General features: G+C 38.1%; 20 protein-coding genes and 1 pseudogene. 17 read left to right on the forward strand and 4 right to left on the reverse strand.

The genetic code is table 11. The annotated features are described in order from the left end of the window. From H5S39_RS08015 to H5S39_RS08065, 9 genes and pseudogenes are all read left to right on the forward strand, one after another. The coding region (locus H5S39_RS08015) for a C39 family peptidase (RefSeq protein ID WP_220477094.1) at positions 1 to 1,563 on the forward strand (1,563 nt) is incomplete at its 5' end. 132 nt (positions 1,564 to 1,695) lie between these two features. Then, positions 1,696 to 3,921, forward strand: a complete 2,226-nt coding sequence (locus H5S39_RS08020) for an Lreu_0056 family protein (RefSeq protein WP_182599959.1) — start codon at positions 1,696 to 1,698, stop codon at positions 3,919 to 3,921. A 162-nt stretch (positions 3,922 to 4,083) separates the two neighbouring features. After that, positions 4,084 to 5,514: a C39 family peptidase gene (locus tag H5S39_RS08025; protein WP_182596596.1), complete on the forward strand. Its 1,431-nt coding sequence runs from the start codon at positions 4,084 to 4,086 to the stop codon at positions 5,512 to 5,514. Between the two features lie 30 nt (positions 5,515 to 5,544). Next, positions 5,545 to 7,614 (forward strand): KxYKxGKxW signal peptide domain-containing protein, encoded by a 2,070-nt coding sequence (locus tag H5S39_RS11640; RefSeq protein WP_231832874.1) that lies wholly within the window; start codon positions 5,545 to 5,547, stop codon positions 7,612 to 7,614. A gap of 221 nt (positions 7,615 to 7,835) precedes the next feature. Further along, entirely contained in the window at positions 7,836 to 8,252 is a 417-nt protein-coding gene (locus H5S39_RS08045; protein WP_182596597.1) for a hypothetical protein, read from the forward strand. 103 nt (positions 8,253 to 8,355) lie between these two features. After that, a pseudogene (locus H5S39_RS11740) lies at positions 8,356 to 8,493 on the forward strand (hypothetical protein); the annotation flags it as partial. 266 nt (positions 8,494 to 8,759) lie between these two features. After that, entirely contained in the window at positions 8,760 to 9,143 is a 384-nt protein-coding gene (locus H5S39_RS08055) for a GntR family transcriptional regulator (protein ID WP_182596598.1), read from the forward strand. Beyond that, positions 9,124 to 9,987, forward strand: coding sequence for an ABC transporter ATP-binding protein (locus H5S39_RS08060; RefSeq protein WP_182596599.1), 864 nt, complete (start codon positions 9,124 to 9,126; stop codon positions 9,985 to 9,987). The genes H5S39_RS08055 and H5S39_RS08060 overlap by 20 nt, the downstream gene beginning before the upstream one ends. Further along, positions 9,987 to 10,673, forward strand: coding sequence for a hypothetical protein (locus H5S39_RS08065; protein ID WP_182596600.1), 687 nt, complete (start codon positions 9,987 to 9,989; stop codon positions 10,671 to 10,673). Before H5S39_RS08060 ends, H5S39_RS08065 begins: the two co-directional genes overlap by 1 nt. 131 nt (positions 10,674 to 10,804) lie before the next feature. Here H5S39_RS08065 and H5S39_RS08070 read toward each other — a convergent pair whose 3' ends face one another. After that, the gene (locus tag H5S39_RS08070; protein ID WP_182596601.1) at positions 10,805 to 11,530 is read right to left on the reverse strand and encodes a MucBP domain-containing protein; all 726 of its coding nucleotides are present in this window, start codon (positions 11,528 to 11,530) and stop codon (positions 10,805 to 10,807) included. 152 nt (positions 11,531 to 11,682) lie between these two features. Here H5S39_RS08070 and H5S39_RS08075 point away from each other — a divergent pair, with 152 nt between their 5' ends. Next, a complete protein-coding gene (locus tag H5S39_RS08075; RefSeq protein WP_182596602.1) occupies positions 11,683 to 12,291 on the forward strand; it encodes an ECF transporter S component in 609 nt (202 codons plus the stop codon). A 63-nt stretch (positions 12,292 to 12,354) separates the two neighbouring features. Here the strand turns inward: H5S39_RS08075 and H5S39_RS11745 are convergent, their stop codons facing one another. The 3 genes from H5S39_RS11745 to H5S39_RS08085 form a co-directional block, all read right to left on the reverse strand. Next, on the reverse strand, positions 12,355 to 13,260 hold the full coding sequence (locus H5S39_RS11745; RefSeq protein WP_375139116.1) for an IS3 family transposase: 906 nt from the start codon (positions 13,258 to 13,260) through the stop codon (positions 12,355 to 12,357). Beyond that, on the reverse strand, positions 13,230 to 13,925 hold the full coding sequence (locus H5S39_RS11750; protein ID WP_375139115.1) for a helix-turn-helix domain-containing protein: 696 nt from the start codon (positions 13,923 to 13,925) through the stop codon (positions 13,230 to 13,232). The genes H5S39_RS11745 and H5S39_RS11750 overlap by 31 nt, the downstream gene beginning before the upstream one ends. Before the next feature lie 108 nt (positions 13,926 to 14,033). Continuing rightward, positions 14,034 to 16,241: an ATP-dependent Clp protease ATP-binding subunit gene (locus tag H5S39_RS08085; RefSeq protein ID WP_182596603.1), complete on the reverse strand. Its 2,208-nt coding sequence runs from the start codon at positions 16,239 to 16,241 to the stop codon at positions 14,034 to 14,036. A 288-nt stretch (positions 16,242 to 16,529) separates the two neighbouring features. On the opposite strand from H5S39_RS08085, the gene ykzS reads away from it, so the two are divergent. The 7 genes from ykzS (at position 16,530) to H5S39_RS08120 (ending at position 22,602) form a co-directional block, all read left to right on the forward strand. Further along, positions 16,530 to 16,715, forward strand: a complete 186-nt coding sequence (gene ykzS / locus H5S39_RS08090; RefSeq protein WP_182596604.1) for a protein YkzS — start codon at positions 16,530 to 16,532, stop codon at positions 16,713 to 16,715. 122 nt (positions 16,716 to 16,837) lie between these two features. Then, positions 16,838 to 17,104, forward strand: a complete 267-nt coding sequence (locus H5S39_RS08095) for a phosphocarrier protein HPr (RefSeq protein ID WP_182596605.1) — start codon at positions 16,838 to 16,840, stop codon at positions 17,102 to 17,104. Next, positions 17,104 to 18,834, forward strand: a complete 1,731-nt coding sequence (gene ptsP, locus H5S39_RS08100; protein WP_182596606.1) for a phosphoenolpyruvate--protein phosphotransferase — start codon at positions 17,104 to 17,106, stop codon at positions 18,832 to 18,834. Before H5S39_RS08095 ends, ptsP begins: the two co-directional genes overlap by 1 nt. A gap of 203 nt (positions 18,835 to 19,037) precedes the next feature. Then, on the forward strand, positions 19,038 to 20,255 hold the full coding sequence (locus tag H5S39_RS08105; protein WP_182596607.1) for a glycosyltransferase family 4 protein: 1,218 nt from the start codon (positions 19,038 to 19,040) through the stop codon (positions 20,253 to 20,255). A 2-nt stretch (positions 20,256 to 20,257) separates the two neighbouring features. Beyond that, positions 20,258 to 21,286, forward strand: coding sequence for a glycosyltransferase family 4 protein (locus H5S39_RS08110; RefSeq protein ID WP_182596610.1), 1,029 nt, complete (start codon positions 20,258 to 20,260; stop codon positions 21,284 to 21,286). Then, complete coding sequence (locus tag H5S39_RS08115) at positions 21,286 to 22,299, forward strand: lysylphosphatidylglycerol synthase transmembrane domain-containing protein (protein ID WP_182596608.1); 1,014 nt, start codon at positions 21,286 to 21,288, stop codon at positions 22,297 to 22,299. The genes H5S39_RS08110 and H5S39_RS08115 overlap by 1 nt, the downstream gene beginning before the upstream one ends. Positions 22,300 to 22,353: 54 nt before the next feature. After that, a complete protein-coding gene (locus tag H5S39_RS08120) occupies positions 22,354 to 22,602 on the forward strand; it encodes a YkuJ family protein (protein WP_182596609.1) in 249 nt (82 codons plus the stop codon). Positions 22,603 to 22,948 lie beyond the last annotated feature (346 nt).

The following is a 22,948-nucleotide window of genomic DNA, read 5'->3' on the forward strand; positions in this document are numbered from 1 at the left end:
AAGGGAAAAAACTGGTGTTATATGGCAATTGCTACATTGGCAGTAGCAGTTGGCACTTTATCAATTTCACAAGGGGTAAATGCTGATACTGCTGATAGTACAGTCAATACCACTAGTGTTACAGTAGCTTCACAAAAGTCACATGATCAAACGACTGATGTTGCTACAGAAATAACACCTGCAACGCAAAATACAAGCGAAACGGCTAAGCAAGAGGACCAGGCAAAATCAACTACGCCAGCTGATCAACAATCCTTAGTCGCAAGTAAGGTTGCTGTGGCTCCGCAGGCAGCCACTCCACAGAGCGGCTGGCAAACAGATAACGGAAGCAGTTATTACTATAAAGATGGTCAAAAAGTAACTGGTCAACAAAATATTAATGGTAAGAATTATTACTTTAATGATCAAGGTCAACAACAAAAGAACTACTTCTTAAATCAATCTAACCACACCTACTATTTCCAAGCGGATGGCACTCGATTGGATGATGGCTTCTATAACAATTGGGGTCATACCTATTACTTCCAAAAGGATGGTACTCGTTTAGATAACGGATTTTATAATAACTGGGGTCATACTTACTACTTTGGTCAAGGTGGCGTTCGCCTAGATGATGGCTTCTATAACAATTGGGGTCACACCTATTACTTCCAAAAAGATGGTTCCCGTTTAGATAACGGATTTTATAATAACTGGGGTCATACTTACTACTTTGGTCAAGGTGGCGTTCGTCTAGATGATGGCTTCTATAACAATTGGGGTCACACCTATTACTTCCAAAAAGATGGTTCCCGTTTAGACAATGGTTTCTATAATAACTGGGGTCATACCTACTACTTTGGTAATGATGGGGCTCGCTGGGATAATCGTTGGTATAGTAACTGGGGTCACAAGTATTACTTCGGCCAAGGTGGGGCCCTTACTACTAATACCTTCTTCAATACCCTTGGTGTTGATGGTGATTATGATGCTCATTGGGCTGATGGCTCCGGAATCGTTAGTGATGTTCATTACTTTAGCCAATATACCCCAGTCTTTGCACCATGGGGATGTGCTGGTGCATCTTTAGCAATGCTTTTAAGTATTAAGAATGTATATCCTAATCTTTACGACCTGATTCATAATGAACCGAATGTTTATGGTAGTCGTAACCAAGGTTGGAATGGTGGTCAGTCTGGTGATGTTACTACTGGTGCGGGATTTAATCATGTTATTCAACCTAATGCCTTAAGCAGTTACGGGCAAAAATTCTATGGTGGAATCCGTGACATTTCTTACGTAAATCTTTCAAAGATTGCGCAAATTGTTCAAAGTGGGCATCCGGTACTTTATTATGGTTGGTCTGCTTATGATGCAGGTGGAAACCGTAATCACTGTAAAGTTATTTTAGGTTATAACGCTCATAACAATACATTCCATGTCTATGATCCTCTTTATGGATATAAGGGTCGGTGGACAGCTCATTCAACTGGTGGCAACGCATACGATCTTGGTAATAATGCTTGGGTTCCAGCATGGCATATTCAAGGAGAAATGAACGGACAAGCATTATCTATTTATTAATTTTAGTTTTTTCAAAATAACTTATGCCTAATTTAAGGTATAGGTTATTTTTATTACTGTCGTCAATGAATAAGTGTGTTATGATTTATTTGTGATTAGTATATTGATATATAATATGCGGAGGAGAACATAATGAAGAAACACTTTAAAATGTATAAAGATGGCAAGAAATGGTGTGTCGCAGCAATTGCTACAATTTCACTTGTAGCAGGAGCAACATTAGCTAATCCAGTAGTTCACGCTGATGAAACAACTAATGATACTACGACTACTGCTCTTGATACTACCAATAGCAATAATCAAGGCACCAATACTGATCAAAGTACTAGTACCACGGCAAATGCTGATCAGCCAACATCAAATAATGATCAATCATTGTCAGCAACTTCTGAAAGTAATCAAGACTCTCATCAGCGGGGAGCGGTTAATGATTCCAAAGCAGTGAAAGTTGCAGCAACCGATAATGACCAAAGGGTTGGTGAACAAAAGACGGTACCTGCAACTGGTACCCCTAATAGCTTTTCGACAATCAATGATAATACCTATTATTATAACCAAAAGGGTGAGTTAGCTAAGAACTTCTTCTATAATAATTGGGGTCATACTTATTACTTCGGTAATGACGGTGCTCGCTGGAATGATCGTTTTATGAATGCTTGGAATAATACTTATTACTTCGGTAATGATGGTGCTCGTTGGGATAATCGTTACATGGTAAGATGGGGTAATGCTTATTACTTCGGTAATGATGGTGCTCGTTGGGATAATCGTTACATGGTAAGATGGGGTAATGCTTATTATTTCGGCAATGATGGGGCACTAGCTAAGAATAAGACGTTAAATGTTAACGGTACTAATCAATGGGTAAACGCTCAAGGAATTATTCCTTTACGCAATCAATTTTTGACCGCTAATAATAACCAACTTTATTACTTTGATGGTAATGGCTCATTAGTTACTAATAAGTTTTACCATAATTGGGGTAACACTTATTACTTCGGGGCTGATGGAGCACGGTATACCAACCAATTCTTAACTATGAACGGTAAGGTTTATTATTTCGACAACACCGGAGTGATGTACCAAAATCGCTATTATAAGAACTGGGGCAATACCTACTACTTTGGTGCTGACGGTGCTCGTTATACTGATCAATTCATGAACAAGGATGGCAAGGTTTATTATTTTGGTGATGATGGGTCAATGTACCAAAACCGCTATTATAAGAACTGGGGCAATACCTACTACTTTGGTGCTGACGGTGCTCGTTATACTGATCAATTCATGAACAAGGATGGTAAGGTTTATTATTTTGGTGATGATGGGTCAATGTACCAAAACCGCTATTATAAGAATTGGGGCAATACCTACTACTTTGGTGCTGACGGTGCTCGTTATACTGATCAATTCATGAACAAGGATGGTAAGGTTTACTACTTTGGCAATGATGGATCAATGTACCAAAACCGTTACTACAAGAACTGGGGTAACACTTATTACTTTGGTGCTGACGGTGCTCGTTATACTGATCAATTCATGAACAAGGATGGCAAGGTTTACTACTTTGGTAACGATGGATCGATGTACCAAAACCGTTACTACAAGAACTGGGGTAACACCTATTACTTTGGCGGCGATGGAGCTCGTTATACTGATCAATTTTTGAACAAAGATGGTAAAATATATTACTTTGACAATGATGGAGTAATGTACCAAAATCGCTACTACAAGAACTGGGGTAACACTTACTACTTTGGTGCCGATGGAGCGCGTTACACTAACCAATTGCTTCGCTTAAAGGGCGATGATGATAATTCACAAACCCACTACTTTGACGATCAAGGTCGGATGGTAACTAATGATTGGGTCAACTGGGAAGGAACAATGCTTTACTTTGACAATAATGGTTTTCCAGTAAATGGTAAGCAAACAATTAATGGTCAAACATACTTATTTAAGGATTATAGTTTGGTTCCTAGTGGCAATTACAAGATTACCTACAATCAATACCTTAGTACTTTAATTGGACTGTATCAAAATGCGGATTGGTTTAAGGAAAATACCAATAGTGGTCACATGTCATACGGTGTAGCTAATGAAGGTGTTAATAAAGGGTATCACTTTATTACAGCTAATGGTGATCCAACCAGTTGGATTTACTTCAAGGAAGATACAAATAATAATAAGATGCTTATTAAGTACCTTGATGATACGACTGACACAACAGTTGCTAACAAGCAATATGTTGAAAAGATTGTTCCAATGAATGACTTAACATCTATTTATGATCATGAAGATGATGTTACAATGGTTAGTGATTACGCCAATAAGTTAAGTTATTTCAAAAATAATAAATAATTAGTAATAGGTTTTGTAATGTTAAATTTAACATTACAGAGCCTATTTTTATTCACTAATTGGTGTTAAATGAAAAAAAAGCATAATTACTGAAAAAGCATTCATATTTAGCAGTAAAGGTGTACTATATTATAGTGTTAATAATCGATAGGGAGGATAATTATGAAGCGTTATAAGCTAGTCAAGAAAGGCAAGAGATTATGTACAATTGCCTCTGCTATGCTGTTTACTGTAATTGGGTCGGCGGCACTTTTGCCTAATAATGCAAAAGCGGATGCAGAAACAACTAAACAAGTTCAAGTGAGTGCTCAACAGGAGAGCAATGTTAAGTCCACTTCCTTAAATACTGATAGCCAATCAAACAATAATTCACCAGTAGTTCAACAAAGCAATAAAGCGTTAATAGCTATTAACCCTCAAAGTTCAGCAATTAAAAATGGATGGCAGCAAAGTGGTAATAATACTTATTATTATCAAAATGGACAAAAGCTAACCGGTCAACAGAGTCTAAACGGTAAAGACTACTACTTTAATAGTCAAGGCCAACAGCAAAAAAATTATTTTTTAACGCAAAATAATCATACTTACTACTATCAAGCAGACGGTACCCGTTTAAATGATGGTTTCTACAATAATTGGGGTCACACCTATTACTTCCAAAAAGATGGCGCGCGGTTAGACAACGGATTTTATAATAATTGGGGTCACACTTATTACTTTGGTCAAGGTGGTGTGCGCCTAGATGATGGTTTCTACAATAATTGGGGCCACACCTATTACTTCCAAAAAGATGGCGCGCGGTTAGACAACGGATTTTATAACAATTGGGGTCACACTTATTACTTTGGTCAAGGTGGTGTTCGGCTAGATAACAGTTTCTATAACAATTGGGGTCATACCTATTACTTCGGCAGTGACGGGGCACGCTGGGATAATCGCTTTTATAACAATTGGGGTCATACTTACTACTTTGGTGGTGATGGTGCTCTCCAAAAACAAGACTTTGCTATCGGCCATCAAAATTATTATGTTGATGCCAATAGCGGAATAATTAATGGGACACTATTAAATGCTCCCTACATTAATCAATATCAAGTAGGTGACATGGCTTGTGAAGCAACGGCTTTACTAGAAGCTTTGCACAACAAAGGCTATGCTAAAAACTATGATATTCAATCATTTATTAAGACTATGCCAATTGCTGCTAACGGAAACCCTAATGATGGCTTTGGCGGTGGCTACCAACGAGTTACCTATGGTATTTTTCAGTCAATTTACCCAGAACCTTTAACAAAATGGGGAACTCGTTTTGGTAATGTGCAAAATATTTCAGGAGCATCGCCTGCAGATTTACAAAATCAATTACTTAATGGTAATCCGATTGTTGTCTACGTTACAATGCATTGGGCTGCTCCTCAATATGGACATTACTGGTGGGGAACTGGTGTCAACAATAGTCATGTTATGACGGTTGATGGGTATCGCCCAGGACAGTACCATGTCGAGGATCCAGCTGGAGGTTCATACTGGGTATCCGCAAGCAGTTTTGAGAATTCTTATAATATTAAACGGTTTGCTGTTGTAGTTAAATAGATGTTTTTTATTAGGGAGAGAATGATTTTGATGATCAAAAAACACTTTAAATTATATAAGAACGGTAAATTATGGTGTGTTACTGCCATTACAGCCTGTGCCTTTGTATTGGGAACAGTCACTGCTTATGCTGATGTTACACCAAGTATGCCGGTAACAACGGAAACTACTAATACTATTGCGGCTAATTCGCAAAAAAATATTTTGCAGCCTCAAAGTACCGCCGAAGAAGTGAAGCAACCTGTAACGCCGGCTGCACAAAATCAGACAACTGAAAACAATACTGTTGCTAAAGTAGGACAACCGAACACCTTTAATACCGTTAATAATAATGTTTATTATTATGGTAATGATGGAAAATTATATCAGAACCGGTTCTACAGTAACTGGGGTCACACTTATTACTTTGGGGCCAATGGTGCTCGTTATACTAACCAGTTTTATAATAACTGGGGTCGGACCTATTACTTTGGTAGTGATGGTGCCCGCTGGGATGATAGGTTTATGAATGCTTGGGGTAATGTTTATTACTTTGGTGATGATGGTGCCCGTTGGGATAATCGTTGGATGAACCGTTGGGGTAATGATTATTATTTCAAGCAAGATGGTGCGCGGGCAACCTCACAAACTCTAAAGATTGGTAATGGCACCTACTTATTTGATAATCAAGGTAGAATGCAGCGTAATCAATTCGTAAACCAAAATGGTAAACTACATTACTATGGTAACGATGGTCGTGAATATCAAAACCAGTTTTATAATAACTGGGGTCATACCTACTACTTTGATGCTGATGGAGCGCGATACACAAATCGGTTTTATAATAACTGGGGTCATACCTATTACTTTGGTAGTGATGGTGCCCGCTGGGATGACCGTTTCATGAACGCTTGGGGCAATGTTTATTACTTTGGCAATGATGGTGCTCGTTGGGATAATCGCTGGATGAACCGCTGGGGTAATAATTATTACTTCAAGCAAGATGGTGCGCGGGCGACTTCACAAATCTTAAATATTGGTAATGATACTTACCTATTTGACGATCAAGGAAGGATGCAACGCGACTACTTTTTAAATCAAAATGGGAAATTGTATTATTTTGGAAAAGATGGCCATGAGTATAAGAACCAGTTCTATAATAACTGGGGTCATACCTACTACTTTGGTAGTGATGGTGCTCGTTATACTAACCGAACTTATACTAATTGGGGTCGGACTTATTACTTTGGCGCTGATGGTGCCCGCTGCGACAATCAATGGGTTACTTTAAATGGTAAACGGTACTACTTTAAACAAGATGGCTCTCGTGCGACATCCGAATTTTTAGGTATCAATGGTAATACTTATCATTTTGACGATCAAGGAATAGCTACTAGCTGGGGAAAGGTATACTATGATGATCCAGCCACTAAAAAGATTGCTACTGGTTGGCGAATTATTAATGGCAATCGTTATTACTTTGCTGATGGTTACGATGTCCAGCCAGATCCCGATGATCGATGGGTTTATAATGACCAACTACATGGTCAAATGTATACCGGAATCCAATGGGTTGACGGCCATTGTTACAATTTTGGTACTGATGGGATTGCTCGTCCGCTACCAAAAAATGATGGTTGGAGTTGGCCATTCCCTAGTACTGGTGAAGGATGGTTTTACCCTGGTCAGCGTTTTGGTTATACGCCATATCCACGTAAAAATGGTTACCATGATGGCTTAGATTTCGGTAGAACTGACCATCCAGGATCTGCTGTTCACGCTGTTCATGGTGGTCGGGTTCTTGATGTTAATACCGTTAATGATGATAACGGCAAGCCATTATGGTGGTTTACAACAATTTGGGACGGTCGTTATCTGTATGTTTATCAAGAAGCATTTAGTAATCGAGATAAGATAACAGTAAAACGTAATGATATTGTCTATGCTGGACAGGTAATCGGTTATCGTGATCTTGATCACCTTCACCTGGGAATTAATACCAGTCCAAATTACGGAGTTGATCTTAAAAATTCATTTGTTCCAAGCTGGAATGACCCTAATGAAGCAACTGGACATGGTGAATGGTTGAATCCACAAACGGTTATTAGAAATCATGGCTAATATTTGAGTAAGATAGGCTTTGTGATTTTATCATTACTAGCTGATTACCTATTTTCCAAACGACTGCGATATGGCATAAATACGCACCCATGAATTAAAGGTAATGGAAGCTCAAGACAATTTATTTCGTTATTTTGTCTAAGCTAAAAAAATATTTTTTACTTAGAAAAGTAAGTATATTATATTAAATTATTAATCGTTAGTTACTAGGAAGGGTAATTATGAAACGTTATAAGTTAATTAAAAAAGGCAAGAAATTATGTACAATTACTTCGGTTATACTATGCACAGCAATAGGGCTAGCTATTTTACCTAGTAATGTGAAAGCAGATGCAGGTACGAGTACAGAGACAACCAGCAAAGTTCAAACAGGCATTCAACAAGAGAGTAATTTAAAATCTGCTTCCTTAAATTGTGATAGTCAAACAAATAATGTTTTGCAAGTTAAACAGAATAAAGATGAATTATCAGCTGTTAGTCTGCAAAGTTCATTAGTTCAAAATGGCTGGCAAAAAAGTGATAATAATCTGTACTATTATCAAAATGGCCCAAAGCTAACTGGTCAACAGATACTAAATGGGATTACTATTTTAATAGTCAAGGCCAACAGCAAAAGAACTATTTTTAACGCAAAATAATCATACTTACTACTATCAAGCAGATGGTACTCGTTTAAATGATGGATTTTATAATAATTGGGGTCGTACTTACTACTTTGGTGGTAATGGTGCCCGATATACTAACCAATGGTATAAATCAGGAAATAACACTTATTATTTCGGTAATGATGGAGCCGCATTAACAGGTCATCATGTTATTGGAAATGTTAATTATTATTCTAAGAATAATGGGGTATTAGATCATGCCACTAGAAAATAGTGATGGCATAATATAGCCTAATGCTTTTTTATCAAATATTAAGAAAGTTGAATAAATTTGCTAAACAGCTTGTGCTTGAATTTTGGTATGAGCTGTTTATTTATTTTTAAACTAAAATAAACACTGATGTTACGTTCCATTAGTACTTAATATTGTAGAGACTTTTTTCTTTAAAGTAATTTTTCCCCTTGCCAAATTACTCCTTAACATATATACTTAGTTACATAAGTAATTAACTAAATAACAAACTAAGAGGAGGTGCTCCAATGCAATTTGACTTTGATGAATCCGCACCACTTTACCAGCAACTAGCTGATCAGCTGGAAGAGATGATCTTTTCAGGTGGTTTCGATGAGGGGTCACAAGTACCTTCAACGACCCAGTTATCACAGCAGCTACATATTAATCCCGCAACGGTTTTAAAAGGAATGAATATCCTTGTTGCGAAGGACTTACTTGAAAAACGACGTGGATTAGGGATGTTTGTCAAAAAAGGGGCGCAACAAAAAATTATGGAGCAGCGAAAAGAAAGCTTTTATAACGATTATGTCAAGAGTCTGTTGATTGAAGCGGGAAAGCTTGGCATCACCAAGCAGCATTTATTAGATTTAATTGAACGAGGTGAGAAAGATGAATCAATTAACGGTTAAGAATTTAGTGAAAAAGTATCGTCATACCACTGTTTTGGATGATATTTCATTTACCCTTGAGCCAGCCAAAATTTATGGATTATTAGGACGAAATGGTGCGGGGAAAACGACTCTTTTAAATATCATTAGTAACCGGCTTTTTCCAACTAGTGGGGATGTCCAAATTGCTGGTGAAGATGTCAATAATAATGATGCCTTGCTTAGTAAAATTTTCCTAATGAGTGAAGTGAACTTATACCCCCGGGAAATGAAGATTAACCAGACATTTGACTTGGCCGATGCAGCTTATGGGGACTTTGACTATGACCTAGCTAACCGTCTATTAAAGACTTTTGAACTAGACGGGGATGCAAAGGTAACAAATCTGTCGACTGGTCAGCGGACTGCTTCCAAGATTATCGTTGCTTTAGCAGTTAACGCGGAGTATGTCCTCCTTGATGAACCAATTCTCGGCTTAGATGCTAACCATCGGGAGGCGTTCTATCAGGAATTAGTTAAGACTTACCAGGAAAAGCCACGGACATTTGTATTATCAACTCACTTGATTGAAGAAATTCAGCAATTGGTTGAGCATGTTTTGATTCTTGACCAGCATAAAATCATTGTTGATGATGGCTTAGATTCAATGCTTGCTAAGGCTTACACAATTAGTGGGCCGACAAAATTGGTTGATGACTATGTTGCTGGATTAAAAGTCCTTAAAACCGAGTTAATGGGGAATATTAAAACCACTTATATTTTTGATGATTTAGATGATCAGCGACCAATTCCAGATCAAGTAAAGATTAACCACTATGACTTACAACACTTATTCATTTACTTAACTGATGGGGGCGAAAAATAATGAAAACACAAAAGAGAAATTTAGTTGTCTCAACAACGTTACGCCGTGCTGGCTATGCGGCAGGGATTGCGCTAGCAGTTGGAATTGGAATTGAACTGGTAGTCTATATTTTGGGCTTTATCATGAATAATAATTTGGCGTCATTCTTGGTAAGCCTCCAAGCTATTCCAGGGACACTTGCTAGTATCTTAGCCCTGGTTTTGATCTTTTACTTTCTGATAACCTCATACAGTGACTTCAAGTGGGCAATCCAAAATAGCATTTCTCGCAAGACTCTCTGGCAGGGTCGGCTAATTGCCATGGTCTTATTAACTTTGATTGTTTGGTTTATTAATCAGCTTACGGGATTGATGTATCATCCCTTTATGTTTGACGATGCTTGGCACAGTCTTTTATCGTATTGTTGTATTGTCCTCACAATGACGGCGATTGGCAATGGTTTTGCACTCCTTAACCGTCGCTGGAAATGGATTGTTGGGATTGGTGGTCCAGTAGTTTGCTTTGTCCTTTTAGGGATGGTTGGCTATTCAATGGTTGGTTTTATTCCGGCATTATCAGCCAGCAAGTTAGTTTATATCCTTGTTAGTTCCCAAATAACATGGTGGGTACTCCTAGTAATTTACTTAATTATTATCTTCTTCTTAGCCAAACTCTTTAATGATAAGATGCAATTACGGCGGGATTAGTGAGTGAATTATGAAGTCTTAGTAGCAAATTTGCTACTAGGGCTATTTTTATTTTGGGGATAGTCAAGGTGATGATTACTCAATTAAACGAAAAAAAGCACAGCTACCGCGCTAACGGTAACTATGCTTTCCTATTCATCGTCATCTATATCTTCAATTTGAATATAATTACTAGTAATATATTTTTTTCGTCCAATCTGGTACCAAGTGATTTCGTCATTATCGTTAAGCTTCCCAATCAGCACAACTTCATCACCATTAGGAATTTCTGCCACCTTATTGCCATAAGGGGCATCGTAAACGTTAATTGACTTATTATGTAGGTAATCGACTTTTGCCCGAACGTTTTTAAGAGGAATTACCGTCATATTGTTGACAAGACGGGACTTCTCTTTTTGCAGATTATTATTGAAGGGATTATCAACTACATGCATTTGATCATACTTAATCCATTGGTCTGCCCCAATCTCATACCAGAACTGGCCATTTTTGGTTGCAACTCGATGGAAAGATTTGACTGTAATGTCAGCGGGGAGAGGAGCACCAACTGGCATTCCTCCGGCAGTATCAAAGACTTGGGTCGGTGCATCAAGATGTAGGTACATTTCAATTGATTGAACCTCACCCCAATTCTGTTTTCGGTAGAAGATATGAACGATTCGTTGACGCATATCAAAGGTACCTGTCGTCTCGCCCTCAGTCTTTACATAGCGATAATTAGGAAATTGTTTTTGCTCAATATGATATTCTTGACCAATAAAACCACGTATTAATTGTGGTACGGTAAGATTTGCCCCTGAATCAATGTCATTATAGTAAACCCAGATTGGGTTTCCTGTTTTAAACTTGTCAATCATTATTAACACTCCGTAACCTTAGTTCTTTATTATTATAGCGCTTTTTAGTAGTTGACACGATATTGAACGACCATATTTCTCTTGATAATTGCGAATAATTCTTTTTTTTATTACAATAAGCCTATTCAAATTTATTCTAATGGAGAGAAAAGATGGCAAAAACACGGCATCAACAGATTCGTCATAACACAACATTAGCTATTTTCATTGCGATTATCCTTTTGCAAGACTTTATCCCGTTTTTTGGTAATATTCCTTTAGGGCCATTAAGTATAACCACGCTGCATGTGACTGTAATTGTTGCGGCAATTGTCCTTGGCCCATTCGATGGAGCGATAATTGGGGGTGCTTGGGGGCTTTTGACTTGGATTCGTGCATTTATCGCACCTAGTAGTCCACTTGCTCCATTAGTATTTGTCAACCCGCTTGTTTCTGTTTTTCCTCGTATTATGATTGGTGTTTTAGCCGGCTATACTTTTATTGTATTGTATCGCTTATTTAAATCAAAGTATGGGGCAGCAGTTGTTGCTGCTATCGTGGGAACAATTACCAATACAGGATTGGTATTAAGCTTTATTTATTTATTTTACCGTACTCCTGCCGTTGCGCAAACATATGGTGTCAATGTTAATCATTTATTAATTGCCCTTGAGACAATAATGGCGACTAATGGTCTTGCAGAATTAATATTGGCGATCATAGTTGTTCCAATGGTTGCTATCCCTGTTTTAGAAGTGCGACGGCGATTAGAAGTAAACTAAAAAAAGAGGTTAGAGAAAATTGAACTGAGCCCTGTCAAGTAGACAATTAAATATACAAAGTTATTAGGCAGCCTGATGCCGGTATTGAACCGGTGTATGGCTGTCTAATTTTTCTTGGTAACGTTCGTGATTATAGAAATAAATATATTGATCAATTGAGGCGACAAGTTCTTCAAATGTTTCAAAGCATTCGCCATAGTAAGCTTCATCTTTATAATGGCCCCAGAAGCTTTCCATGGGGGCGTTATCCAGACAACGTCCGACCCGAGACATGCTGCGGGTAATGCTATATTTAGCAGTGAAGCGGGCAAATTCTTTAGAGGTGTATTGAAAGCCACGATCGCTGTGCAGGAGGGGCTGAGCTTGGGGATTCCTCTTCAGCGCTTGATTCATGGTTTTCATCACTAAGGCATTATCATTACGATGACTTACGACATAGGCAATAATTGTATGGTCATATAAGTCTTTAATCGCACTAAGATATGCTCGATTATCATTGCCATAGCTCAAGTAAGTTACATCGGTTACCCACTTTTGATTAGGCCTTTGGGCAGTGAAATCCCGGTTCAAACGATTAGGTTCAAAGTTATTCCCTTTAACAATCGTGCAAGCATGCCGTGGACGCCGAATAACCGCTCGTAACCCAAGCAGACCCATTAAGCGGCGAATTCGTTTAATATTGTAATTCTTACCTAAACGGCCATTTATCTGCATCCTAATTTGACGATAACCCCATTTTCCTTTTTGTTCGTAATAAATTTGTTTGATCAATTCCATTAATTGTTCATCTAACAGCTGTTTAGGTGATTTCTTATGGTTGAGCCAACGGTAGTAACCAGCACGAGATACCTGAGCTAACTGGCATAGCCAGCTAATGGTGATCTGCCCTGAAAAGGCCGCAAAGGTTTCTTTAATTGCTAAGCAGCGTTGATGGTAATTTACTTCTCTAACTTTCTCAGGGCTCTCAATTTTTTTAAGAAGAAGTTCTCCGCCTCAAGATCTGTATTCCGTTTCTTAAGCGCCGCGATCTCAAGCTCTAGTTTTTCTTCATAAGTTAACTTACGATTAGGTTGATCTTTAATTCGTTGACCACGACGGTCTTCTAAACCACTCTGTCCTTGTGCTTCATATTTCCGTACCCAGCTATAAATTTGATTGTACGAAACACCATATTTTTTAATTGCCATTTGGTAATCTTTATCATGGCTAATAGTGTCATGCACAATCTTAAGGCGTTCATCATAACTAAATTTCTTTTGAGATTTTCGCTTCATTGTCGGTCTTCCTCCAGTAGTGGTTAGGGTTTTACCACTAGTATACCGACTAATCCATCTCGCTAGAACGCTAGAACTAGAAATATTATATTTTTCACAACATGCTTCTGCAGGCAGATGATTGTTTAGATAATCATCAACTGCTTTCAGCTTAAGCTCAACAGAGTACCGCTTCCAGTGATGAGACTCTTTCAAGCCATCAATCCCGTTATTCTTGTACTTTCGCACCCAACGACTAATAGTAATCCCATATATATGATATTGATTAGCTAATTCATTAATTGAATATTCACCAGACAAGGCTTTATGAACTGCTTCCAAGCGTTGTTCAAGGCTATGGTTACTTGTTCTTCCAGACATACAAAAACTCCCATCAGAATAGACATAGAAATTTTGTATATTTCCGTGTCTACTCTAATGGGAGCATATCAAAATCAGCATTCTCCACCCTCTTTTTAGTTTTAAAACTTATTTTTGATCAACTTTTGTCGGGACTTCTTGTTCCGCTTCAACAATAATATCGCCATTGTCATTTAACTTAGCAGCTAATTTATGCACATCATTATGATCGAGAACGTAGTCGGCAATCCGATCTTCAATTTGTTCTTGGATGACACGACGTAGCGGACGCGCACCCATCTTTGGATCAAAGCCCATATCAACTAACTTTTCGTCAACTTGATCTGAGACATCGATGTGTAAGTTTTTATCAGCAAGCATTGAATTTACATCATTAATCATTAAGTTAACAATCTTCATTAAATCGTCCTTAGTTAAAGCATTGAATTGAACGATGTCGTCAAACCGGTTTAAGAATTCTGGCTTAAAGTAGTTCGTTAACTTATCAATGATGGAGTGGGTGCTACCGTTAGATTCAGCGCCAAAACCAACACTAGCTTCTGCATCCCCAGTTCCAGCATTAGAAGTCATGATAATGATTGTATCCTTGAAGCTAACAGTTCGGCCTTGTGAATCGGTCAACCGACCATCATCAAGGATTTGTAAGAACATGTGCATAACATCCGGGTGAGCCTTTTCAACCTCATCAAGCAGGATCAAACTGTAAGGATGGCGCCGTACTTGTTCAGTTAATTGACCAGCTTCTTCGTATCCGACGTAACCAGGAGCAGCCCCAATTAACTTGGAGGTTGAAGTCTTATCCATGTATTCAGACATGTCAAACCGAATCATTGCATCCTTCGAACCAAATAATTGAAGGGCCAATTGCTTAGCAGTTTCAGTCTTACCAACCCCAGTCGGGCCAACAAAGAGGAAACTACCAATTGGTCGACCGGACTTGTTTAGACCAATCCGGTTCCGGCGAATTGCCCGAGCGACCTTGTCAACTGCTTGGGTTTGACCAATTACATGTTCATCAAGCTTCTTGTCAAGGTCACGTAATTGATTTTCTTCTTGCTTTTGCAAGTCACCAACTGGAATATTTGTTCGTTCTTCAACAATTCGTTGCATATCAGCGACCGTAACTGTTGCGGAGTCTTCCGTATGATTTTCTTCTGCTTCCTTTTTGGCTTTTTCAAGTTTAGCAACCTGATCACGGTAAAAGGCTGCTTTTTCATAATCTTGGTTATCCGCTGCTTGTTGCTTATGGGCTTCCGCAGTGTGAATTTCGTTTTCAATGGCGTTAGGATCGACATTCTTTAATGTCAAGTTCTTTTTAGAACCAGCTTCATCAAGGAGGTCAATTGCTTTGTCTGGCAAGTAACGATCCTGAATATAGCGGTCAGAGAGCTTAGCCGCAGCAACGACTGCATCATCGGTATACTTAACATGGTGGTAATCTTGGTATCGACTCTTAATTCCATTTAGGATCCGGATGGTTTCCTCAACTGAAGGTTCATCAACTTCAACAGGTTGGAAACGTCGAGCAAGAGCTGCATCCTTTTCAATCTTTCGATATTCGTTAAGGGTAGTAGCACCAACTAGTTGAAAATCACCACGAGCAAGGGCAGGCTTTAAAACGTTTCCGGCATCCATTCCGCCTTCTGCATTACCAGCACCCATAATTTCGTGGATTTCATCGATAAAGAGAATAATGTTCTTATTTTTGTGAACTTCTTCCATTAATTGTTGCATCCGCTTTTCGAATTGTCCCCGAATTCCAGTGCCCTGAACTAGGGAAACAACATCGAGACGGATAATTTCCTTGTTAGCAAGCTTTTCTGGAACTTCACCGCTAACAATTGCTTGAGCAAGGCCTTCAACTACCGCTGTTTTACCAACTCCGGCTTCTCCAATTAGTACTGGGTTGTTCTTGGTTCGTCGATTTAGGATTTCAATTACTCGTTTAATCTCATTATCACGACCGATTACGGGGTCAATTTTACCTTGACGGGCGAGGTCAGTCAGGTTAATTCCGTATTGACCAAGAATTCCTTTTCCATTTCGTCCGCCACCTTGACGTTGTGCTTGACCGTTCATATTTTGACCATTAGCACCAGCAGCTTGACTTTGCATATTGTTCATTGCGTTCATGAAGTCTTCGAGGCTTCCAAAACCGAAATTATTCATTCCGTTACCCCCATTCATCATTTCTGTTTGTAAGTTTTGTAATTTTTGATAACAATTTTGGCAGAGGTCTATTTGCATCCGTTGACCGTTAAAATTCATTTGTAGATGAATCGTGGCCGGATTTTGATGACAATATTGACATAGCATCTGAAATTTAAATACCTCCTATATATATTGTTGTAGCAAGACTTGTCTTTTTTTGACCTTTCTTGACCATTGATTAATATTATACTTACTTTTAATCGCAAAGCAAGCCAAAAAACTTAAATATTTTCTAAAAGAGAAAAAGTAATCTTGCAGTAAGTAGTTTAGCTAGAACACTAACTAAACCTAACTATAATTTTAGCACTCTTTAATAATGAATGCTAAAACAGGTACTTTATAGTATTTATTGTGTATAATAGGTAAGCAGAGAATTTATATTGAGGTGATTGGATGGCTGAAGAAGATTTTGAACAATTACTAGATGATTTACGCACGAAAAAGATTGATCATTTTGAGATTACCCCTGAAAATTTTCAGGCATTTCAACCAATTTTTCATGCATATGCATATCGTTCTCAGATTGAAGGAAAAGCTCAACGGGGCGGAAAAATCATTTACCAATTAAAACAGCGATAAATCGCTAGATGTAAGCTTGTATTTAACGCTTACAATTGCTAAAATGTAAATATCGAGGTGTATCAGTGGTTAAGCTGCTGATAATAAATTAAATAAATCTGCTCGAAGGAGACTGATTAACTATGGAAAAACGTGAATTTACAATTACTTCAGAGACTGGTATCCATGCTCGTCCAGCTACTATTTTGGTACAAGCTGCTTCAAAGTTTGCTTCTGATGTTACCCTTTCATACGAAGGCAAGAGTGTAAACTTAAAGTCAATTATGGGTGTAATGTCACTTGGTGTTGGTCAAAATGCTAAGGTTACTATTAGTGCAAATGGTGACGACGAAAAAGAAGCGTTGGATACCGTTGCTGAAACAATGAAAAAGGAAGGATTGACTGACTAATGTCTTTACTGCTAAATGGGTTAGCAGCTAGTAGTGGGATTACCATTGCTCCTGCTCACCTTTTAGTGGAGTCAGATCTATCTATCACAAAACAGCATACAGCTGATAAGAATCATGAGGTCGCCCGGCTTCATGATTCTTTTACGTTGAGTAAGACTGAGCTTCAGCAATTATATCAACATGCACATGAAAAGCTCGGTCAGCGGGCAGCCGCTATCATCGATACCCAGATTGCAATTTTAGATGATCCGACTTTACAAACAAAGATTATTGACCGTATCAATAACCACCATGATACTGCTGAATGGGCAGTAAAAAAGGTGGAGGACTATTATTTAAATGTTTTTGAACGCATGAATGATAATGACTACTTGCATTCTCGTGCAACCGCTCTACGTGATGTGACTAAGCGGATACTAAGCCATTTGTTGAATGTTCCATTGCCAGATCCTGCTTTATTAAATCAACGAGCAGTTTTTGTAGCTAAAAATATTACGCCAACAGATACGGCACAATTTGATCGCCGATATGTTGCGGGAATTGTTACAGCTAATGGTGGACGTACCTCGCATTTTACAATTATGAGTAAGACCCTATCCTTACCGGCAGTTGTTGGAGTTAGGGATGCAACAAAAATAATTCATGATGGTGATATGCTGATTGTTGATGGCATTCATGGTAAAGTGATTGTTAATCCTAGTAATGAAGAGATTGAGCATTATCAATTATTAGCTGGAGAGTTTGCTCAAGAGCAGCAAAAGTGGGGAGCACTCAAAGACAAGCAGACAGTTAGTGCTGATGGTCGACGTTTTGAAGTTGCTGCCAATGTTGGTACTTTTGCTGATATTATCGATGCTCAAGAAGAAGGGGCAGAGGGAATCGGTTTGTTGCGGACAGAGTTTCTCTACATGAATCGTGATGAACTTCCAAGTGAAGAACAGCAATTTTTGGCATATAAAAGGTTTGTGTCGGCGATGAACCAACAACGGGTAGTTGCCAGGACCCTGGATATTGGTGGCGATAAACAGCTGGGGATGGTAAAACTCGCCCACGAAGATAATCCATACCTTGGTTTTCGCGCAATTAGGATTGGTTTAGCCCGCCCCGAGATCCTTCGTCCACAATTAAGAGCATTATTACGGTCATCAGTGTATGGTCGTCTGGCAATTATGTTTCCCATGATTGCAACAATTGAAGAATTTCAGCAAGCACGGGCAATTTTAGATGAAGAGAAAGAACGGTTGGTAAGAGCCGGTTACCAAGTCGCTAAAAATATTGAAGTGGGGATGATGCTGGAAATTCCTGCAGTCGCCGTGATGGCGGAGCACTTTGCAAAATATGTTGATTTCTTCAGTATTGGCAGCAATGATTTAGTACAATATTTGTTAGCAGTTGATCGGGGAAATCAGCAGGTTGCCTATTTATACCAAGAACTACATCCGGCTGTTTTACGAATGGTTAAGCAAGTAATCGAAGCAGCGCATGCGGAAGGAAAATGGGTTGGTATGTGTGGTGAAATGGCTAGTAACCCGCTTGCAGTTCCATTATTAATGGCAATGGGACTAGACGAATTTTCAATGAGTAGTAGCCAAATCTTACGTGTTCGTTCATTAATTCATCAATTAAGTACTCGGAAACTTCAACCATTAGTTCATCGAGCAATTAACGCTGAGACAACGGCCGAAGTACAAAAACTTGTTAGAGAATATGTTCCAGAGTTAAAAATCTAGTGTTAATTTACTAAATTAAGTCGTTACGGGTATATTTATGTCAAAGATTTTGTAAAGAATTGTTAATCATTATTAGTGAGCCTTGTTAGTATTGGTTGTTAAGACTACAATAAATTAAATCTAGTTTTGCGGTTCAGAGAATGCTTTAGTATAATAGCAATTATTATTAAAAACTTTTGTAATGAGATAAAGGAGCAGTTAGGTTGAATATTGGGATTTTTACAGATACATATTTCCCGCAGGTTAGTGGCGTTGCAACGTCGATAAAGACGCTTCGTGATGAACTGATTGCTCAGGGACACCATGTATATATCTTTACGACAACTGATCCTAAAGCAAAGCATGATGATGTTGAAAATGGAATCTATCGTTTTACAAGTATTCCTTTCGTTTCTTTTTCAGATCGGCGAATTGCGGTTCGCGGTGTCTTTCGGGCAATCAAATTAGCTAAGAAGTTTCAGCTAGATATTGTCCATAATCAAACAGAATTTGCGTTAGGAGTAATGGGGAAGACAGTGGCACGGCACCTCAATATTCCATGCCTGCATACTTACCATACGATGTATCAAGATTATTTACATTATATTGCCAATGGTCACATTTTAAAGCCGCATGATGTTGCTCGGTTAGCGCATCTCTACTTAAAAAATATGTCAGGGATAATTGCTCCTAGTGATCGCGTTTTAGACACATTAGAAAGCTACCATGTTGAGTCGCCTATTCGTGTGATTCCGACCGGGATAAATCTGCGAGTATATAATAAGCGTGACTCAAAAGAAGAAATTAATAATTTACGGGCCCGGTTAGGCTATAGCGCGACTACGCCGGTTTTATTGTCGTTAAGTCGTTTAGCGTACGAGAAGAATATCCATGCACTAATTGAGGCGATGCCAGATATTCTTACTCATCAGCCTAATGCGCAATTATTGATTGTTGGCGATGGTCCAGCACGACATACATTGGAACGTCAGGTACGTCAAATAGGCCTTACTGGGCATGTTAAGTTTACTGGCGAAATCAAAAATGATGATGTTTACCACTATTATCAAATGGCTGATGTTTTTGTATCTGCTTCAGATTCAGAATCTCAAGGATTGACTTATGATGAGGCCCTCGCATCGGATTTGCCAATTGTTGTAATGCGTAGTGAGTATACCGATCAATTGATTGACGATTCTGCAATAGGAATAAGTTTTCAAAAAAAGGCTGACCTCGTTAGTGGTGTTTTGTACTACCTAAACAAACCTAAAACATCCGAATCAAGGCTAAAACGACAAGAAAAGCTCCATGAGATTTCGGCAGAAGTTTTTGTGAAGCGGGTTGTTGAGTTTTACCAAGATTGCCAAAAGGGTGTAGCAAGCCAAAATTCACTTAAGCATCCAGAAAAATTGCGTCACTTATTTCACCGTTCAAGGAGCTAATGATGATTAAAATAACAATGTTTTCATCGGCTGATAAAGTTGCAGGCCAAGGGGTGGGGAGTGCCTATCTCGAATTGGTTAATTTATTACGCAACCAGTGCAGTGATAATTTTGAAATTGAAATTAATCATTACAATAAAAGTCAAATCAGTCATTATCATACGATTGATCCGCTATTTTATCTTTCTACATTCTCTAAAAAGAGGGGGAGAAAGATAGGTTATGTTCATTTTCTTCCTGAAACTCTTGAAGGAAGTTTAAAGATCCCGCAACCATTTCGCGGGCTTTTTTATCATTACGTTATTGCTTTTTATAAACGAATGGATCAGCTGGTGGTTGTCAATCCTTCTTTTATAAAGAAGTTAGTAGCATATGGAATTCCTGAAAGTAAAATTGCCTATATTCCTAATTTTGTTGATAGCGATCGCTTCCATTGTGTTTCACCAACAACTAAAAAATCTCTGCGAAAAAAATATAATGTTGATGCGCAGCGCTTTGTAGTTCTTGGTAGCGGTCAGGTTCAAGAACGCAAAGGAGTTCCTGATTTTATCCGTCTTGCAAAACAAAATCCGGATGTTGATTTTATCTGGGCTGGTGGCTTTTCATTTGGGCGGTTGACAGATGGTTATCATGAATTAAAAAAGGTTGTTGATAATCCGCCTGCCAATTTGCGTTTTACAGGTATTGTTTCTCGTGATGAGATTGCTGAATTAAATAATCTTGCTGACTTATTTTTATTGCCTTCTTATAATGAACTTTTTCCAATGTCTGTTTTAGAAGCCTTTAGTTGTGGAACACCTGTTATGTTGCGCGATCTTGACCTTTATCATTACATTATTGATGGTGATTATGAGCCAGCAAGTGATGTTAATGAGATGCAGACAAAACTTGAATTACTGCAAAAAGATCCCGCAAGACTGGCATATTTGCAAAAGCGGGCGCAAATAGCAGCACGGGAATATTCCAAAGAGCATTTGGCTAACGTTTGGACTGATTTTTATAAGGAACAAGCACGAAAGGGGGGCGCATAGTGAGCAGACGTAATTGGCTAGTATTAGGGGTAATGCTAATTATTGGGGTTGGCATCCTTGGATACTCATTGCGTAACTCTAATATTCATCTTCTGTTGCAAGATATCTCAACGATTAATTGGGGATGGATGTTAATCGCCCTAGCGTGTATTTGTTTATACCTTGGATTGGAAGCAGTCGTTGTAAAGATATTTATGAATGATCGGCATGACGGTTTCACCTGGAAGGATGCTTTACGTTTACCATTAATTGAACAATTATTTAATGGGATTACGCCATTTTCAACAGGAGGCCAGCCGGCGCAATTGGTTGCGATGATTCAATCTGGAGTAGATGGTGGGTTGGCAAGCTCAGTTCTTTTAATGAAGTTTGTTGTTTTCCAAGCGATGATAGTGGTTAATTTTTTAATTAGTCTATTGATTGGTTTTCATTTTATTGCTGAGAAACTTCATGCACTATCATTATTAGTATTATTCGGCTTTTTAATTCATTTAGCAGTTATTGTTGGTTTATTAATGGTAATGTATTGGTATAGCTTTACCAAAAAGATGATGAATCTATTAATAAAACCAGCTGCGATCTTTATGAAAGCAAGTCGCTATGAACGGATGAAAGTTGTTTTAAATGAAAAAGTGGATACTTTCTACCAGGAAAGTCTCCGCATGAAAAGGGACTATCGAAAGTTGCTAAAGGTTTGTCTTGTAACAATTTTTCAGCTATTCTTTTACTATGCGATTCCATATTTTATTATGCTTGCTTTGGGAGTCCATCATATTAATTTCGTGATGGTTTTGAGTCTCCATGTATTGATCTTTATGATTATTTCTCTTTTTCCGATACCAGGAGGAGCAGGTGGGGCAGAATATAGTTTTTCTGTTTTATTTTCTAGTTTCATTCATTCAGATACTAAGTTAGTGTTAGCAATGATATTGTGGAGACTATTAACATATTATTTTGGCATGTTTGCAGGAATTGTAGCAGTTTTTGTAAAGCCAGATAAAGTAAAGAAATAAGGGATTGTGCTGATACACAGTCCTTTTATTTTATTGCGAGAGGAGAAGAGTATTTTGAAAGAGTCAGAATTATTGGTAATTATCAAAAGGCTAAATGCCATGCAAAATGACTATTCCAAAAATCGGCAAAAGCGTACATTTGAAAAATTTGGTATTCCACTTTGTGATGTAACTTATCTTCATGATAGTCAAGAATTTATATTTGTTCGTTATCGACCGTATGAACGCTTTAGATTTGATGATATCGATTTAGTTGCAATCGAAGTTTTTGATTGCTTATATGACCTAGAAAATACTTTTTAATTTTTTTAAAAAAAGTGTTGACGGGAAATTGGATCGTTGGTATATTATTACTTGCTGTTATGAATGTATTGAAAATTTGATTTCAAGATATTCTTAATTAGTAGTTGACATCGTAAAGGTGTCATGCTATATTAATAAAGTTGCTGATTGAGTTATCAATCAAGAAGAAATTATAAATTAATTAGAATTTCTTCTTGACAAGTTAAATCAACATATGATATAATAACTATGTTGATTGGCTGCTTGATTAGCCAATAGGTAGACCTTTGAAAACTGAACAAAGTTTCGACGAATCAAATGTGTAGGGTCTTCAATCACGATGTGATTTGAAGCAAAACATTTGCGA

It is taken from the genome of Limosilactobacillus rudii (genome assembly GCF_014145455.1).
In the GTDB taxonomy this organism is placed as follows: Bacteria; Bacillota; Bacilli; order Lactobacillales; family Lactobacillaceae; genus Limosilactobacillus; species Limosilactobacillus rudii.